14 protein-coding genes are annotated in these 17319 nt (G+C 58.5%); 10 read left to right on the top strand and 4 right to left on the bottom strand.

Going from position 1 to position 17319, the window contains the following annotated elements:
- Positions 1–163: 163 nt before the first annotated feature.
- Complete coding sequence (locus BXP70_RS07860) at positions 164–2113, bottom strand: PKD domain-containing protein (RefSeq protein WP_086593480.1); 1950 nt, start codon at positions 2111–2113, stop codon at positions 164–166.
- Between the two features lie 427 nt (positions 2114–2540).
- Positions 2541–3569 (bottom strand): threonine aldolase family protein, encoded by a 1029-nt coding sequence (locus tag BXP70_RS07855; protein ID WP_086593479.1) that lies wholly within the window; start codon positions 3567–3569, stop codon positions 2541–2543.
- A 305-nt stretch (positions 3570–3874) separates the two neighbouring features.
- Here BXP70_RS07855 and BXP70_RS07850 point away from each other — a divergent pair, with 305 nt between their 5' ends.
- The 7 genes from BXP70_RS07850 (at position 3875) to BXP70_RS07820 (ending at position 9394) form a co-directional block, all read left to right on the top strand.
- Complete coding sequence (locus BXP70_RS07850) at positions 3875–4099, top strand: hypothetical protein (RefSeq protein ID WP_086593478.1); 225 nt, start codon at positions 3875–3877, stop codon at positions 4097–4099.
- A 257-nt stretch (positions 4100–4356) separates the two neighbouring features.
- The gene (locus BXP70_RS07845) at positions 4357–4758 is read left to right on the top strand and encodes an NUDIX hydrolase (RefSeq protein ID WP_086593477.1); all 402 of its coding nucleotides are present in this window, start codon (positions 4357–4359) and stop codon (positions 4756–4758) included.
- 130 nt (positions 4759–4888) lie between these two features.
- Positions 4889–5980 (top strand): sensor histidine kinase, encoded by a 1092-nt coding sequence (locus BXP70_RS07840; protein ID WP_086593476.1) that lies wholly within the window; start codon positions 4889–4891, stop codon positions 5978–5980.
- Positions 5980–7125 carry a sensor histidine kinase gene (locus tag BXP70_RS07835; protein WP_086593475.1) on the top strand — a complete coding sequence of 382 codons (1146 nt, stop codon included), beginning with the start codon at positions 5980–5982 and terminating at the stop codon, positions 7123–7125. Before BXP70_RS07840 ends, BXP70_RS07835 begins: the two co-directional genes overlap by 1 nt.
- A gap of 14 nt (positions 7126–7139) precedes the next feature.
- Positions 7140–7934, top strand: coding sequence for a LytR/AlgR family response regulator transcription factor (locus tag BXP70_RS07830; protein WP_086593474.1), 795 nt, complete (start codon positions 7140–7142; stop codon positions 7932–7934).
- A 307-nt stretch (positions 7935–8241) separates the two neighbouring features.
- Positions 8242–8808: a cupin domain-containing protein gene (locus BXP70_RS07825; protein ID WP_086593473.1), complete on the top strand. Its 567-nt coding sequence runs from the start codon at positions 8242–8244 to the stop codon at positions 8806–8808.
- 82 nt (positions 8809–8890) lie between these two features.
- The gene (locus tag BXP70_RS07820) at positions 8891–9394 is read left to right on the top strand and encodes a peptide deformylase (RefSeq protein ID WP_086593472.1); all 504 of its coding nucleotides are present in this window, start codon (positions 8891–8893) and stop codon (positions 9392–9394) included.
- Positions 9395–9435: 41 nt separating this feature from the next.
- Here BXP70_RS07820 and BXP70_RS07815 read toward each other — a convergent pair whose 3' ends face one another.
- Positions 9436–10464, bottom strand: coding sequence for an SMP-30/gluconolactonase/LRE family protein (locus BXP70_RS07815; protein ID WP_086593471.1), 1029 nt, complete (start codon positions 10462–10464; stop codon positions 9436–9438).
- A 173-nt stretch (positions 10465–10637) separates the two neighbouring features.
- Here BXP70_RS07815 and BXP70_RS07810 point away from each other — a divergent pair, with 173 nt between their 5' ends.
- Together BXP70_RS07810 and BXP70_RS07805 are read left to right on the top strand one after the other, a co-directional pair.
- Positions 10638–11720: an SMP-30/gluconolactonase/LRE family protein gene (locus BXP70_RS07810; RefSeq protein WP_086593470.1), complete on the top strand. Its 1083-nt coding sequence runs from the start codon at positions 10638–10640 to the stop codon at positions 11718–11720.
- Positions 11721–11786: 66 nt separating this feature from the next.
- The gene (locus BXP70_RS07805) at positions 11787–12716 is read left to right on the top strand and encodes a DUF389 domain-containing protein (RefSeq protein WP_086593469.1); all 930 of its coding nucleotides are present in this window, start codon (positions 11787–11789) and stop codon (positions 12714–12716) included.
- An 80-nt stretch (positions 12717–12796) separates the two neighbouring features.
- Here BXP70_RS07805 and BXP70_RS07800 read toward each other — a convergent pair whose 3' ends face one another.
- Complete coding sequence (locus tag BXP70_RS07800) at positions 12797–13678, bottom strand: NmrA family NAD(P)-binding protein (protein WP_086593468.1); 882 nt, start codon at positions 13676–13678, stop codon at positions 12797–12799.
- 420 nt (positions 13679–14098) lie between these two features.
- Between BXP70_RS07800 and BXP70_RS07795 the strand changes: the two genes are divergently transcribed.
- Positions 14099–17260, top strand: a complete 3162-nt coding sequence (locus tag BXP70_RS07795) for a TonB-dependent receptor (protein ID WP_086593467.1) — start codon at positions 14099–14101, stop codon at positions 17258–17260.
- Positions 17261–17319: the final 59 nt, after the last annotated feature.

The following is a 17319-nucleotide window of genomic DNA, read 5'->3' as shown; positions in this document are numbered from 1 at the left end:
TGGTTGGGGGCATGAAGGGTTGTTCTAGACTTGAGAAGAGTATCCTTCGTGTCGGGCGGCGCTAGCCGAAGCCTCTCTTGCTTCGTTGCACAAGCGCGCTGATTATCATTGCCGGAGCGCTGCTTCGGCCAGCGCCGCCCGACACGCGAGTTGAAGCCGCAGCTTAGTGGCTGGCGTAGTGAATGTTACTCCACTGCAACCACTCGCCGCTGTTGTCGTCGTAGTAGATGCCGTACCAGTCGCCGCGGCTGGGGCTGTTGGCACTGCCGTTCCCGTTGGAGTCGCCGCCGCGGCTGTCGTCTTTGTAGGAAGTGAAGGTCACGCCGGCCCCGTTACCGTTGATGAGCTGCGCGGGGCTCAGGCGGCAGGTGATTTCGCGCTCGGGCAGCCACTTCACCGTCACGTTGTTGCCGAGGCGCAACGTGTGGCTAGTGGGCAAGTCGATGCTTTGAATGTTCGCGTAAGCCACCTCGGTTTCGCCCCAGCTTACACTCGGCTTCGACACGTTGGTATTCCAGTAGGTGATGATGCCCTGGTACTGGTTCTTCTCACTAGCGTTGGCCGGGTTGTGGAAGGTGTTGGAGTCGTCGAGGTCGAAGCTGGAGGTGATAGAAAGCGCCCGGATGTTGTCGTAGAACACGTTGTTCTGCACCACGGTCCCTTGTTTCGCGTAGCTCGCGTCGAGGGCAGCGGCTTCGAGCACGTTCGTATCGGCCCCGTTGCGGGCGAAGGTGCAGTTCGTCACGCTCGCGGCGCTAAATGGCAAACCGAGCACGACGCCGTTTCGGCCCCCGTAGTAGAATTGGCAATGGTCGAGGGCCGAACCCGAAATTCCGTCGAGCAGCACGGCGTACCAATCCTTTTTGGCTGGGGCCGTGGCGCTGGCGTCGTGGTTCGTATCACCGCCGTGCGCGTCGTCTTTGTAGGAGGTAAATACAATGGGCTGGGCGCTGGTAGCGCGGGCCAGCAGTTCGCTGCCGCCGCCAAAATGCATTTGGGCATCTGGTAGTTGCTTGATAATCACGCCGGCACCTAGGGTCAGGCGCGCGTCCCAGTGCGTCGACTCCAGCACGTACGACACCTCCGTCTCGGCCCAGGTCAGCGCCGTCGACTTGCCTGGCGTGTCGTCAACCCAAATACCTTGGTAGTCATTTTTCTGACTGGCGTTCTGCGGGTTCTGGAAGGAGTTGGAGTTGTCGAGCGAAAACAGGTTGGTGATGCGCAGCGGTACTTCGTTGTCGAAGAAGGTATTGTCTTCGATGATGGTGCCAGCCAGTGCCGCCCCAGCGGCCAGCGCACCTACTTTGCTCGTCGAGCCGCCGCTATTGTGGGCGAAGGTGCAGTTGCGTATGGTGGCCGCGACGCCGTCTACTCCGAGCGTGTAGCTGGCGCTGCCCGTGTCGCTGCCGCCGTACAAAAACTGGCAATAGGCTAGCTGGGCATTGTTGCCGCTGTTCAGGTTGATGTGGCGCCAGTCTTTGCGAGCTGGCGAGGTGGCGCCGCGGTCGGCGTTGGTGTCGCCGCCGTGCGCATCATCCTTGCTGGAGGTGAAGTAAATGGGCTGGGCCATCGTGCCGACGGCGGCTAGGCTCCCTCCGGTGCGCAGTTGCAGCCCGCCGTTGGGGGCAAACTTGACCACCGTGCCCGGCTGGATGGTCAGGGCATCACTCACCCAAACTTCGCCCGTCACGACGTACACGTTGCATGGCTTCCAGGTGGTGGGCACCGTGATGTGGCTGGTTACCTGCACGATCTGGGAAGTGCAGCCCGAAGCCACTCCTACCGTGATGCGCTGGCTGGTCGTGTCGGAAGCGCTGCCGTTGAGGGCCTTGAGCTTCACGCGGTACACGCCGGCTTGGGCGTAGGTATGGGCAAATTCTGCTTCGGCTTGGGCGCCTGTGGTTTGGTCGCCAAAATCCCAGGCGTAGGTGGTGGCGTTCTGGGAGGTATTTTTGAAGGTAACCGGGCAGTTCGTTTGGCAGGCGCCACCCGCGAAGGTGAAAGCCGCCTTGGGCTTGGGTGCCGGGTCTTCATCGTCGTCGTCACAGGAAGCTAGGCTGAGGGTAGCCAGGGCGGCCAGCACGAGCGGTACGCTGTAAAAGGAGCGTTGCATAAGAACAGAATGAAGTGTAGAAAGGACTTGTAGCAGCACAAGCAGCCCGCCATACTCCCGGCGGCACCTAGCACATAGACTTAGCTCTGATAGCTAAGCAGTTGATAGTGCCTTCCGCGCTGAGCAGCGTCGGCTACCGGGGAGCAGCAAGGCTGTTTGTTGCTCCAAAATTGGCGGCCCCTTTCCCTCACCCCAATGCTCACTTACATGAACTGGCAATACCGCTACCCGAACTGCAAGAAGCTCTACCTGAATTGCTAGCCCCTAGCTTCAAAAGCAAAGCGCCGCGCCCTGTGAAAGGACGCGGCGCTTTGCGTAATCTGAAACAGGAGCAACAACAACGTCGCTCTACCAGAAGGTCATGGCTCCCGCTGGTCGACAGGACGTTTTGATTACTATCTATTATTCAATACCTTATACTTATCACCTACCCCTGACTATACTTACGGAGGGCGACAATGAACTGATCGACGGCCTCTTCGGGCGTGGCCCACGAGGTTATCAGGCGGATGGCCGCTTGCTGCGCGTCCACCTGCTTCCAAACGTAAAACCCGAACTCGTCTTTGAGCTGGTCGATAACCGTGTTGGGTAGAATGGGGAAAATCTGGTTGGTTTCGGAAACGGTCAGCATCTCATAGCCTAGCTCCTGCACCACGCGGGCAATTTTCTGGGCCATGGCGTTGGCGTGCGCGGCCAGCTCAAACAGCAATCCGTTCTGCAAAAGCGTGGCGAACTGCACCCCGAGCACCCGGCCTTTGGCGAGCAGGGCGCCGCGCTGCTTGAGATGGTACTTGAAATCGGGCTGTAAGGCGGGGTTGTTTATCACGATGGCCTCGCCGAGCAGGGCGCCGCACTTGGTACCTCCTAGGTAGAACGCATCGGTGAGTTGGGCAATGTCGGCCAGCGTCAGGTCCGGAGTAGCAGCCAGGGCCATGGGCAGGCGGGCGCCGTCGAGGTAGAGCAGCAGGCCGTTGGCTCGGCAGTACTCCGATAGGGTCGTCAGCTCGGCCTTGGTGTAGGTGGTGCCGATTTCGGTGGAATTAGAAATGTACACCACCCGCGGCTTCACCGTGTGGTAGGGCGGCGACTTTTGAAGCAATGGCGCTATATCTTCGGGTCGGAGCTTGCCGTCGGGTGTGGCGGCGACTTCAATCTTGTGCCCGGTAGCCTCAATGGCGCCCGCCTCGTGCACGAAAATATGGCCGGTTTGGGCGGCAATAACCGACTCGTAGGATTTCAGAAAAGCGTTCAGCACGAGCAGGTTGGCGATGGTACCGCCGTGCACGAAATGCACATCCGCCGCTGGGTTGTTGAGTTGGGCGCGCAGCAATTCAATGGCGTGGACGGAATACTCATCGAAGCCGTAGCCCACCTGCTGCGACAAGTTGGTGCGCGTCAGCGCTTCTAGGATGGCGGGGTGGCAGCCTTCGGTGTAATCGTTGGTGAACAGAATCATAGATATTCGCTTGCGAAAGAATAAGCCCTACCGGACTTCGCGGACCGAGCAGGCTAGGTAACAGGTAAGCGGGGTTATGAACAGCGGATTGCTCAAAGAGTTGCGCTCATGTGCTATCTACGCCGGCAAAGCTAGCCTTAACGGCGGCAGCACAATGGTTTTTCGGGCCACGATTCAGCCAGATTTTTCTACAATTCAGTTGGTGTTTTTACCAGTTGATGTATTCCAACCTAGGTGCCGCAGAAGTAAGCGCCGAATTTCAGGTCGTTACTTGATTCGTTTTAACGCTTCAACTACTCTGGCTTATGTTTAGCGCTGCCTCTTTCCTCTTGGTCGTTCGTCGTTTGCTACTCGTGGGAGTACGTCTGGCTTTTCTACAGGTCGTATCGCTCAACTGGCAGTCGGAGCCGGTTCTTACTTGTTCGCCCTACGCGGCCAAGTTGCAGCGGCAGCTTACGTTCGTTACGTGGGTTTTCTGGGGACTAACAGCAATATTCGCGTTGATAATCACCTTTTTACCCGCGACCTAAGATTGTTCTTGCGGGGCGCCTCACTCCCCGCTCCCCTCTCCGAAAAGGTAATGCGCATAAAGCATTTGCGGGGGAGCCATTCGTCTGAGGTGTCGAGTGAAAAGGGTTGCCAGGTTGAGTTGAGAAGATCACTCAACACTGAAAACCTAGCACTTCTCACTTCTTAGGTCAGGCTCCCCCGCAAATGCTTTATGCGCATTACCTTTTCGGAGAGGGCCGGGAGTGAGGCGCTCTTCCGCACAACTATATAAATCCACATGCAATCCATCGACAAAATAGCCTGGCTGCACCTGGAAGAAGGCGAAGTGCTAAGCACGCGCAGCCGCGGCAAAGACCGCTACTACTTCCCCGGCGGCAAACGCGAGCCAGGCGAAACCGACGCTCAAACGCTGCTGCGCGAAATCGAGGAAGAGCTGACCGTAGCACTCGACCCGGCTAGCTTGCTGCACGCGGGCACATTTGAGGCCCAGGCCCACGGGCACCCGGCGGGCGTGATGGTGCGCATGACCTGCTACCTCGCCCGCTACCAAGGCACGCTGCAACCCGCCGCCGAAATCGAAGAGTTGGCCTGGCTGACTTACAAAGACCGCCACCGAGTATCGGCCGTTGATCAAATCATTTTTGACTGGTTGAAGGAACGCGGCTTGCTGACCGACTAGGCTAGGGCTTGCATTTCATACAGGCTTTTTCCCAATTCAGTCGGCACTTGCGGCAATTCACGCGAGGACCATACCGTGCGGCGGCTTCTGCCTTTTATTTTTACAGAACACCTGATAAGCGGCCTGTTGTATGCCCAAGCTCCCGCGTGCTGTATTGGCGTTCTGGAATAAGGTTCGACCGAAAACCGTGCTGGGTCGGATGTACCTGTACACCACGCCGTGGGGCATTCCTTTTTACGGCTACGTGTACTGGGGCGAGACCTACCTGCACTCGGGGCGCGTCTTTGTGCTAGGCACCTGGCTCTTTATAGTGCTCAACGTGCTGTGCGTGGCGGGCGGTTCATACCTCACTACGCTGACCGTGAAGTGGTTCCCCGAGCCCCAGCAGGCGCCCCAGCGCGTCGGCACAAATTTGTTGCTGCTCGTCCTGTTCATTGTGGTGGGCACCCGCCAAACCATGTGGCTTATGGACGCTGTGCACCTGTTTGGCTACCATTACCGACCTAGGCAGGACTTCTGGGTGCTCGTGTCGGTGGCGGTGGTGTACGTGCTAATAGCGGCCCTGGGCGAAGTGGTGTACACGGTTTCGCAGTGGCAGAGCACCCAGCTAGAGGCCCAGCAGCTCGCTAAGCAGCAAGTGCAGGCTCAGCTCGACGAGGTGAAGCAACAGGTGAACCCGCATTTCTTGTTCAACAGCCTCAACTCGCTGTCGGTACTCATTGGCGAAGACCCTAAGCAGGCCGAGCGCTTCGTGGATGAAATGGCTAAGGTGTACCGCTACTTGCTGCAAGCCCACCGCACTACCCAGCTCACCACGCCCGCGGGCCTCACCACGCTCGATGCCGAGCTGCGCTTTCTGCAATCGTACGCCTACCTGCTGCGCACGCGCTACGGCGCTGGCATTGAGCTGACTATTCAGGCCGCGGAGGCGGACCGCACCAGCGGCCTGCTGCCGCTCACGCTCCAAACCTTGGTCGATAACGCCATTCGCCACAACGTCGTCTCGACGGCCAAGCCCTTGCGCATTGATATTCAAACCACCTCGGCGGGCCTCTTGCGAGTGCGCAACACGCGCCAGAAACGCTCGGTGCGGGTGCCCATCAACCGCGAAGGCCTCTCCACGCTTCAGTCGCGCTACCACCTGCTCACGGGTCCCGACCGGATTCGGGTCGAGGCTGATGAGCAGCAGTTTAGTGTCTCCGTGCAACTGGTTCCTCTCTAATGCGCCCCTCCTCTAGCCTAGCTTTTCTGCCCTCGGCGTTGCGCTTTAGCTCCCAAAGCCGGTGGCTGTATATGCTTATTATTCCTTGGCTCGTACCCCTGCTCAGCTACTTTTTGGTAGGCCGCGCCTACTGGCAGCACCTAGGTTCTTTTCTCGGCACCACCTTTCTGGTGTGGTTGCTGGCGAGCCTGTGGCTGTGGAGCCTCGACCAAGCTACCAACGCAGTAACGCGGCGCTTTCCGGGCCTCGACCAAACCGCTATGCGCGTGGTGGTTATTGCCCTCACTAGCGCGGTGCTTTCGGCAGGATTCCTGGCCGGTACGGCCGGGCTGTTTGCGTACGTGCAGCCATTCGGCTCCGCCCTAACCTTTGCAAAAATCACGGCGGGCTTCGGGGTACTGCCGGGGCTCCGCACGTGGTTGTCGGAGGTCATCGGCATTCCTCTTTCTGAGCGTTTTGTTTCGCTGCTGGTGTTTGTCGTCGACTTCGTCATCATTCTGCTGCTGGCCATGGTGTACGAAATCGTCTACTCCCTAAACCGGTGGAAGGAAAGCCGGCTCAACATCGAGCACCTGCGCAAAGTCAGCCTGCAAGGGCAGCTGCAAAGCCTCAAAAACCAGATCAACCCGCACTTCCTCTTCAACAGCCTCAACTCCCTCTCCTCCCTCATTGCCGACGAACCTACTCAGGCCGAGCGGTTTGTGGATGAAATGGCCAAGGTGTACCGCTACTTACTGCAAACCAACGAGCAAGAACTCACCCCGCTGGCCGTTGAGCTGAACTTCATCAATTCGTATTATCACCTGCTCAAAACCCGGCACGGCGCCGGCTTGCAGCTCGACGTGCAAGTTGCCGAGAAGTACCTAGCCCATCAGCTGCCGCCCCTCACCTTGCAGATGCTGGTGGAAAATGCCGTGAAGCACAACGTGATTCTGACCAACCGGCCGCTGCGCATCGAAATCAAAACCACGCCCACCGGCAGCCTGCGGGTGAGCAACAACTTGCAGCGCAAGACCACCCGCGTGGAATCCAACCACGTGGGCTTGCACAACATTACGGCCCGCTACCAGCTGCTGGCCCAAACTGCGCCCGCCATCGAAGCCGGTCCCGAACAGTTCGTCATTCTCCTGCCCCTGCTATCCTAAGTTCCGTCGCGCCCATGAATATCCTAATTGTCGAAGACGAAGAGCTGGCCGTGCGCAAGCTCACGCGTCTCTTGCACGAAGTAGAACCCACCCTCACCATAGCCGGGGTCACGGTCAGTATTCAGCAAACGGTGGAGTGGATGGAACAGCAGCGGGCCGCCCACCAACCCGAGCCCGACCTTATCTTCATGGATATTGAGCTAGCCGATGGGCAGAGCTTCGAGATTTTTGAACGGGTGGAGGTCTACAGCAAGGTCGTGTTTACTACCTCCTACGACGAATACGCCCTGCAAGCCTTTAAGGTCAATAGCATCGACTACCTGCTCAAACCCGTGCAGCGCGAAGACCTCACGCGCAGCCTCAAAAAATACCACGACCTCACCGGCCAGCGCCCCGCCGACCTCGCCCAGCTGCCGATCAACTTGGAGAAAGTGCTGCTGAGTTGGCAGGCCCAGCAGCAGCCCAAGTCGTACCGGAAGCGCTTTTTGGTGCGGCAGGGCCAGCGGCTAGTATCCGTGGAGGTGGGCGACATTGCCTACTTCTACTCCGATGAGCGGTTCAGCTTTTTCCGCTGCCACTCGGGCCAAAAGTACCTGGTCGACTACACCATGGACGAGCTAGCCGACAGCCTCGACCCGGAGCTGTTCAGCCGCATTAGCCGCGGCCTCATCGTGACGCACCAGGCGGTGGAGCAGATGCAGCCCTACTTCGGCAACCGCCTTGCCCTCACGCTCGCGCCCGCCTTCGAGAAGGAAGCCTTGGTGAGCCGCGAGAAAGTGAGCGACTTCAAGAAGTGGATGGGCAGGTAGCCGGGCTAGCTATTTGCCTCCTTCTTAGCCCCGGCACGCGTTGCGTGCCGGGGCTTTTTGTTGCCGGTCCGGCGCGGCGACCTAGGCGTCCGACCGGCAGGCGACTACTTACGATTCAAGCGCGGATTGTCCCAGTTCAGCAAGCGGTATTTGCAGTTCAGCAAGCTGTTCTTTTTCAAGGAGTAAGACGCCCACAACTTTGATCCACCAAACCGGCTGCGCTACCCAACAGACCTAGGTTCAGCCCTAGGCTGCGGCCCTGCCGGGTGCCCGTTTTCTTTCCTAACCTCCTCTTCTTTTCCAAACTATGAAACGCTTGTTTGAAAACCCCCAAATTGGTGACCGGATCTTTTTTAAGAAGTTTGCCCACGAGCCGGGTGAAAACATTACCATTATCGACGTATCCCTGAAGCCTGGCGGCGGCAATGCGTTGCACTATCACTACACCTACGACGAGCACTTCGAATGCTTGGAAGGTGAGCTAAGCTTAGAAGTCGACAAGCAAATCATTGTGCTTCGGCCCGGCGAAAAGGCCGTGGCTCCGAGCAAGTCGGTGCACCGCTTCTTCAATCAAAGCGCCGACTACAACCGCTTCCGTGTGACGGTGGCGCCGGGGCAGCCGGGCCTGGAGCAGATGTTGCAAATTGTGTACGGCCTAGCTTCCGATGGCTTGCTGAAGCCCAATGGGACACCTAGAAAGTTCTGGCACATGGGCACCATTGTGGCACTGTCGGACACCAACTTAGCGGGCATTTTCAGCTTGTTGCAGCCCCTGTTAGCGCGCAGTGCCCGCCGCGCCATGGCCGATGGGCGCTTTGCCCGCGAGTTGCAGCCTTACACCGAGCTAGCGGCTGAGTTGCAAGAAGCGCTGTAAGGAGATCTTTATCACGAAGCCCACCACTCATAGGCCCAGCCAATCCCCTTCAACTTAGCTTATTTATCGGTTACTTAGCCCAATGAAAACGATAGCCGATTTGCTGCTGCTCGGTGACCCGCGGCTTTACGAAACGTGTGCCCCCGTGCTGGAAGCTGACCTCCCGCAGGTGGCTGGCTGGGTAGCCGATTTGCACGCGGTAATGGAGGATATTCGGGCCACGTACCACTTTGGCCGGGGCATCGCCGCCCCGCAGCTAGGTATCATGAAGCGCCTTGTGTACCTGAATGTTGACCGGCCCATGGTGTTGCTTAACCCAGCGTTAGTAGAACTCAGCGACGCTACCTTTACTCTCTGGGACGACTGCATGAGCTTCCCAAACTTACTAGTGCAAGTCCAACGCCACGAGGGCCTCACCGTGCGCTACCGCGACGAACAGTGGCAGGAACAAACCTGGCGGATAGACGATAAAAACCTAGCCGAGCTCCTCCAGCACGAGTGCGACCACCTCGACGGCATCCTGTGCACCATGCGCGCCCTTGATGCCCAGTCCTTTAAGTGGCGCCCAACTCCAAAAGCTGACTAGCCTAGCACAAAACGCCCGCGGCCCAATGCCCAAAAGCTAGCTTATGGCGTACGCATTACGCCCTGCGTTAAGGTTTTGATGCGGCATAGCCACGAGCCGGAAGCTAGGTACAGCGTGTGGCCATCGTCGCCCCAAGCGCAGTTGGCTACCACCTCGCCCGTATCAATCGTACCAAGGTGTTGCCCTTGTGGGGAGAGCACCACTACGCCCCCCACGCCCGCAGCCCACACGTTGCCCTGACGATCAACTTTTAAGCCGTCGGGCACTTCCTTGAACCGTACTTTTGGCAACGTGCTCATGTCGAAGAACACACGACCCGCTCCTAGCTTGCCGTTCGAGCGCACATCATAGGCCATAATCACGGGGCGCAGCGAGTCGGCATTTGAGACGTAAAGCGTACGACCGTCAGAGGTAAAAGCGAGGCCGTTGGCTTTGCTCAGCTCGGTGATTTCTTGCGTTACCTTGCCGTCGGGCGCCAGTCGGTATACGCCGCTCACGCTGATTTCGCGAAGCGGATCTTTGTCTTGCTTAGGCAGGCCAAATGGCGGATCAGTGAAGTAAATATGGGCCGTAGTCGGATGAGCTAGCACATCGTTCGGGCTGTTGTAGCGCTTGCCTTGGTAGTTGTCGGAGAGGGTACGTTTGCCGCTTTTACCGGCAAGCGGTAGGCTCGCTACGCGCCGGTCGCCGTGCTCGCAGATAAGCAAATTGCCGCGGCCATCCAGGGCTAGGCCGTTGCTGCCGGGCTCCTTGCTGTAGGGCATGCGGCCGGTGTAGCCGTTCTGCTCTAAAAACTTTGACAGGCCGTTCTTTGCCGACCACCGGTAAATCGTCTGCTCCTTGGTGTCGGAGAACAATAACATGCTGCTGTCGGATACCCACACGGGCCCTTCGATGTGGTCGAAGCCGGCTGCTACGACTTCGATTTTGGCATCGGGAGCAAGTACCTGGTCTAATGCTGGAGCTTGCCGCACGACGCGACCAGTAGTAGTGAACGAGGCAGTTTGGGCATAACCGGGGCCCGCTACCACACACAGCAAGAAACTAATAAACAGGGCAATAACACGCATAACAGACCTAGGTTAGCGGGCTGCGCCGGTCTGGCTGCCCGGCTATTTTACCCACCGCATAGGGTGAAGGTTGCTTCCGGCTAGCCCAACCTTCGCCGGAACCCGGGCGTAGGCACAGGCTAGCTACCGCACCACTGCGGCAGTTGTTTGGCTGCCAACAGCCTTCTTTCTGCATGAAAAACATCCTTTTATTCTTCTTCGTTGGCGGCATGCTCGCTAATGCACCGGCTTTTGCCCAATCAGCGGAAGTGCCGCTGGAAGAAGTAGCGCAGTTTGGGCGGCACCAGCCCATTGGCGTGGCCGTATCGCAACAGGGGCGCATCTTCGTGACGTTTCCCAAAAAGAAAAAGGACTTCGACTACTCGCTGGCCGAAATCGTGAACGGGCAGCGCCGGCCCTACCCCGATGCCACCTGGAACCAGTGGGACTCGACCCAAGCCTCCACGCGCTTCGTGAACGTGCAGGCTTTGTTTGTGGACCAGAATGACGCCCTCTGGGTACTCGACCCGGCCAACCCCGAGGATGAAGCCCCAGCAATAACCGGCATCAAGCTGCTGAAAATCAACCTAGCTACAAACAAAGTAGAGCGTATCTACCGGTTTGAGGATTTACCCCGGGAGCGGTCGGGCCTCAACGACGTACGCGTGGATGTGAAAGCACAGGTCGCTTACCTCTCCGACCCCAAGCTCGCCGCTATTGTGGTGCTGGACCTGCGCACGGGCAAGAGCCGATTGGTGCTGCAAGGCCACAAATCGGTGATGGCCGCGCCGGGCTTCGTGCTGCGCATTGATGGCAAAGAAGTGAAAGACAAAAATGGCAAGCCCTTTAGCAGCAACGTCAACGGCATTGCCCTCACGCACGATTATCGCTACTTCTACTACCGAGCCATCAATCAAACCAAGCTCTACCGCATCGAAACGCAGTACTTGCGCGACGCGGCGCTGCCGCCCGCCGAAGTAGCCAAGCACGTAGAAGAAGTAGGCGAAACCGGCATTTCGCACGGCATGATTGCCGACCAGGCCGGCAACGTATACCTCACCGACTCACCCAACCACGCCGTGCGCCGCGTGACCCCAGCGGGCAAGCTCGAAACCGTAGCCAAAGATGGCCGCCTGCACTGGCCCGATTCCTTTGGCCTAGGTCCGGATGGCTACCTCTACCTCACAGCCGCCCAAATCAACCGTACGGCTAAGTGGAACAACGGCCAAGATTTAGTCGAATACCCTTTCCGGCTCTACCGCATGAAGCTACGGTAAGCTCTTTTTGACAACTACTCTCTAGCGCCAACGTTCACAACACCTGCTTACCTATTATGCTTTCTGATGCACCGCACCCTTGAACTTTCCATTCCGCCGACGGCCACCGACGCGCTCCAACAAGAGCTAGCTTCGCTGGATGAAGTCATTGGCCTAAGTTTGCAGCGCGGTGCTTCGCTTAAGCCCGTCGGCGACATTCTACTTGTGCACGTGCTCAACCGTGGCGCCGATGAGGTGCTGCGCCGGGCGCGGGCGGCCGTGTCAAAACCGGAGGAGCTGAGTGTGGTGACCAGTGAAGCATCCAGCTTCATTTCGCCCGCCGACCACCACGCCGTCGACGACGACCGCGACGAAGCCATTTGGGAAGAAATGGAAAGTGGCCTCCGCCATCAGGGCCGTATTACTACCAATTATTTACTGCTGATGGGCCTGGGCGGCATTATTGCTGCCATTGGCTTGGTGTCGGAACCGGTGCCACAGGCGGTAGCGTTTGTGGCGTCGGCCATCATCGCGCCCGGCTTCGACCCCATGACGAAAGTACCCCTAGGTTTGGTGCTGCGCCATTGGAAGCTGATTTGGCATGGTCTCAAATCAGCTTTTGTGGGGTATGCCGTTCTTATTGCGGCGGCGGCCGCTACCATGGCTACGCTGGTAGCAACAGGCGAAACTGATGTTACCACACTAACTACCAATAGCGAAGTACAACACTTGCTTCACCCAAAACTACCGGAGCTGCTGGTGGCGGCAGCTGGGGCGTTATCGGGCGTGGTAATGCTGGCGGCCTTTCGAAGGAGCTTCCAAGCCGGTCCGCTGATTGCTATGGCCTTCATTCCAGCGGCGGCACTTATCGGCGCGGGCTTAGTCGTGGGGCGTCCCGACCTAGCCACGGAGGGCCTAGAGCGGTTCGGGGCTGACTGGGGCTTTATCGTAGGGTTGGGTGTACCGTTTTTATGGCTAAAGCAACGCTTTCTGCATCGTCGGCAGCCACTGGTGTAGCGTATTTGCCTCTACTCTGCTAGCCATAAAAAAGGCCCTCACGTGAGGGTCTTTTTTATGTGGAATAGGGTGCACTAGGGCTACGACAGCAAGTCGTGGGCGCTCTTCCAGGCAAGCTGCGGGTAGCGACCATTGTCAAGCGGCTCGTTTTGCACGCTCATCATGCTCAGCATGTACTGCATCTGCTGCCAAACTGGGTAAAGCTCCTGCTCGCCCTCGGGGTGAGCCGCGCGGGCCTGCTGGATGCGCAAACCTAGCTCGTCGCGGCTGCCTAGGCGAACCAGCTCAAACGGCGTTTTGCGCCCCGCAGTGGCCACGGCGGCTAGTTCAGCTGGACTGATTTGAAAGCTAGCAATCCGCAAGAACCGAGGCGTATGCGCATCCAAGGCGGCCGCGGCCGTAAAGGCGGCAGTATCGTCCATGGTGGTGAAGTCGATGCGCCAATCGGCATCCCCCCAATAGCTCACGCACTTTTGTTTGAAGTCGAGCAGCGTCACGCCGTATTGCAGCAAGTCGGCAAAGGCCCCGTTGAGCACCGACGTGCTAGCAATAGGCGCTTGATCCAGTCGCGCCCGAAACTCGCGGCGCAAATCGAAGTTGCGGTTGTCGCCGGCTGGCAGCTTAGTGAAGTCGCTCGAAAAGTCGGAAGGAATGAAGCGCGGCACGCCTGCCGCCACGGCCGCCGTTAACAACGCAGTTTGCGTATCGACAATCACGTCGCGGAGACCTTGCAGCACCGATACCACGCAAGCGGCCCCTTGGCACGCCCGCGTGAGCTGGGCCACATCGGTCATGTCGACGGTGATAAGCTGCGCGCCTTGCTCGGTGAGCTGGGTTACTTTCGCCGGCTCGGCCTCGGCGCGGACCAGTGCGCGGACGGCGGCGCCCTGCGCCAATAAATTCTTGATCAGGCGGCCACCTAGGTTGCCGGTACCGCCCGCGACTACTATTGTCTGTTGCATGCGCTTGCTGCTGAGAATGCTGTGCGTGAAAACTCAACCCATCCGTTGAGTTGAAGTGCAGGCAAAGGTCTGGCAACGGACCGCGACGGGCTCATCAATGCTTGCTCTCTTCTTACAGATTCTTGCTGTCTTCGCCGGGCTTATCCACGCCGGGCAATATGCGCGAGCCTAGCCCCTCTCCGACGGTTTTTGCTTCTGCTTTTACCTCATGCTAGGTCTTCGCTATTGAGAGCGTCGACAGTCTTCAAGAGGCATTCGGAGCCAGCCATACAGGGGCGCTTTAAACGGCCAGATTACGCCAAATGTTCGTTTCAGCCCTGGTTTGGCCCAAATCATAACAGCAACATCGCACAGCCTTAATACTGCCTTTACACCCCGAAGGAACCTTTGCGCATCCAAATTCACCCCTTTTCTATACCAATGCGCAAAAGCTCTATTCTCTTTCCTATTTGTTGCATCGCGCTCAGCCCGCACCTCGGTTTTGGTCAGTCGACCGATGCCTCTATCGCGGGGCGCGTAGTCGACGAAAAAGGCATTATGCTGCCGGGTGTTACCATTGTGGTGCGCAACGAAGCCACCGGTTTCCAGACGAGCACCATTACCAACAACGACGGACAGTATTTCTTGCGGCAGCTGCCTTTGGGCAAGCCGTATACGGTGCGGGCCAGCTACATCGGCTCGACCACGCAGGTCAAGAACGAGCTAGCTCTGAACCTAGGTGATAAGCTGGCCGTCGACTTTAAGATGCAGCCCTCGACCGTGGGGCTGAACGAAGTGGTGGTGCGCGGCAACGCCCTGAACAGCCGCGTCGACCGCCTGGGCAGCAGCACGGCCATCACCGACCAAACCATCCGGCAGATTCCGACCCTGAACCGCAGCTTCACCAACCTAGCTTCGCTGGCGCCCACCTCCAACGGGGGCAGCGTGAGCGGGCAGCTCGCCTCCTCCACCAACTACCTCATCGACGGCGTAAGCGCCCGTAACAACCTGACTTCCGGCGCCGTAGGCAACGGACCATACTCGCTTTCCTTGGAAGCCATTCGTGAGTTTGAGGTGGCCACCAACGTGTACGACGTGACCCAGGGCCGGCAGGGCGGCGGCACCATCAGCGCCGTGACGAAGTCGGGCACCAATACCTTCACGGGCTCCGTGTTCGATTACTACCGCGCCGACTTCCTGGCGAGTCCCTACGACATTCGGGGGAACCGCCGCACCCAGAATTTCACCACCAACCAGTACGGCTTCAGCCTCGGCGGACCGATCATCAAGGACAAGCTCCACTTCTTCACCGCCCTCGACCGGCAGGATCAGTCGGCACCGTTCTTTATTGCCGACATTAAATCGGACGCCGATGCGAATGCCCTCGGCATCAGCAAAGGCGCTTTGGATACGGTGGTAACCATTGCCCGCAACAAATACGGCGTGAGCAATGCCAAGCAAACCGGCGAATTTGGCCGTAAGACGCTCGCCAACACCTTCTTCGCCCGCCTCGATTGGCAGATCAACGAGAAGAACCGCCTAACGCTACGCAACAACTACAGCGACTGGGACAACCCCAACAGCACCGACGACAATTCGGCTATCAACCTCTACGAGGTGTACGGCAATTTTAAGTCGCGGGAGAACAGCACTTTGGCCTCGCTGCGCACCCAGTTCACGCCTAACCTCTTGAACGAGCTGAAGGTGCAGTACCAAACCGTGAAGCGCGACTACACGCCCAACGATGAACTGCCCGCGGCCAACATTCCGCGCGCCATCGTGACGGTGCGCTCCCGCCTGCCCAACGGCCGCCAGGGCAGCACGTCGGTGCAGCTCGGCGGGCAGCGTTTTACGCCCGAAAACAACCTGGAAAACCAGATTCAGCTGGTAAACACCACCTACCTGACCAAGGGCCGCTACAACTTCACCTTCGGTACTGACAATACGCTTACCTACCTCGACACCTACATTTCGAGCGAGCAGAATGGGCGCTTCGTGTTCAACAGCTTGCAGGAGTTCGACAACCTGAACCCCTCGCGCTACGCCCGGGAAGTGCCGCTGCAAGGCATTCCGTCGGTACAACAATGGGTGCTGAACACCTCGTTGTTTGGGCAGATGCAGTACAACCCGCTGCCGCACGTGGAGGCTATCCTAGGGTTGCGCTGGGACATGACCAGTTACCTGACGGCTGGCGCTTACAACCCCGTGGTGCAAGAGGCCCTAGGTCTGCGCACTGATAACAACCCCACCGACTGGAACAACATCCAGCCCCGCGTACAATTGACCTGGGACGTGAAGGGGGAGCGCAAGAGCATTATTCGCCTCGGTGGCGGCATCTTCTCGGCTAACCCCGTGAACTACGCCCAGGTGAACAACATCCAGAACAGCGGCACCAAGGTGGCTTCCATCGACGTGACGCGGCCCTCGACGGGCACGAACCCGGTGCCCCGTCCCGACTTCCCCGCCTACCGCGCCGACCCGAACACAGCGCCCGGCCTGATTCCGGGCGTACCCTATGTGTCGACCATCAACCTGAACAACAAAGACCTGCAGGTTCCGAACATCTACAAAGCCAACCTTAGCTTGAACCAGATGGTGAGCAGCTGGCTGCGGGTGGGCGCGAACTTCCTGGTTTCCTACACCAAGGACAACTACGTGTACCTCGACCGCAACTTGGTCGATCAGCCGTACTTCACGCTCAGCAACGAAGCAGGCCGGGGCGTGTTTGTGCCGGCCAACACCATTACTACGGCGGGTATCACCAACAACGTGCTAGGTCGCAAGACGCAGGCCGTGGGCCGCACGCTGGAGTTCACCAACGGGGCTAAATCGTACCAGGCGGCCGTGGTGGTCGATGCCGAAGCGCGCTACTTCCGCGACGGTTTCTTCAACGCGAGCTACACCTGGAACTCGACCCGCGACAACACGTCCTACAACGGCAACGTGGCCAACACCTCTACGTTCCGCCCCATCAAGTCGGACCCGCGCAGCCTGAGCGAAATCAACTATTCGGACAACCAGTTCCGCCACAAAGTGGTGTTCTTCGGCACCACGCCCACGGTGAAAGGCTTCGCCCTGAGCGGCCGCTTTACCGGCATCGGTGGCACGCGCTACTCGCTCACGGTGGATGCCGATATCAACGGTGATTTCGTGGGCGGCCCCGGCACCGACAACGACCTAGCTTTCGTGTTCGACCCGAACAGCCCCGAAACTGACCCGGCCGTGGCGGCGTCCATGCAGAAGGTGCTCGACAACCCCGACAACCGCGCCAAGGACTATATCCGTCGCAGCCTAGGCTCCATCGCCGACCGCAACGGCGGCGTGAACCCCTTCTCCGGCACCTTCGACGTGCGCCTCCAAAAAACCTTTAAGACGTTCAAAACGCAGGCCCTCACCTTCAGCGTCGACGTGTTCAACTTTGCCAACCTGCTCAATAAGGACTGGGGCGTGAACTACAACCTAGGTCAGCAGAACCTGATGTCCGTCTCGGGTTTCAACCAAAACACGCGCCGCTACACCTACCGCGTGAACGAGAACGTGGGCACTACCAACCAGAACGGCACGCCCTACCAGATTCAGCTCGGCGCCCGCTATTCGTTCTAAATCCGCTTTCTAGAGCGTCATGCTGAGCTTGTCGAAGCATTTCTACCGCAGTGGTAAAC

This window comes from Hymenobacter crusticola (assembly GCF_002154225.1).
Classification (GTDB): Bacteria; Bacteroidota; Bacteroidia; order Cytophagales; family Hymenobacteraceae; genus Hymenobacter; species Hymenobacter crusticola.
This window is presented reverse-complemented; position numbering and strand designations above follow the sequence as displayed.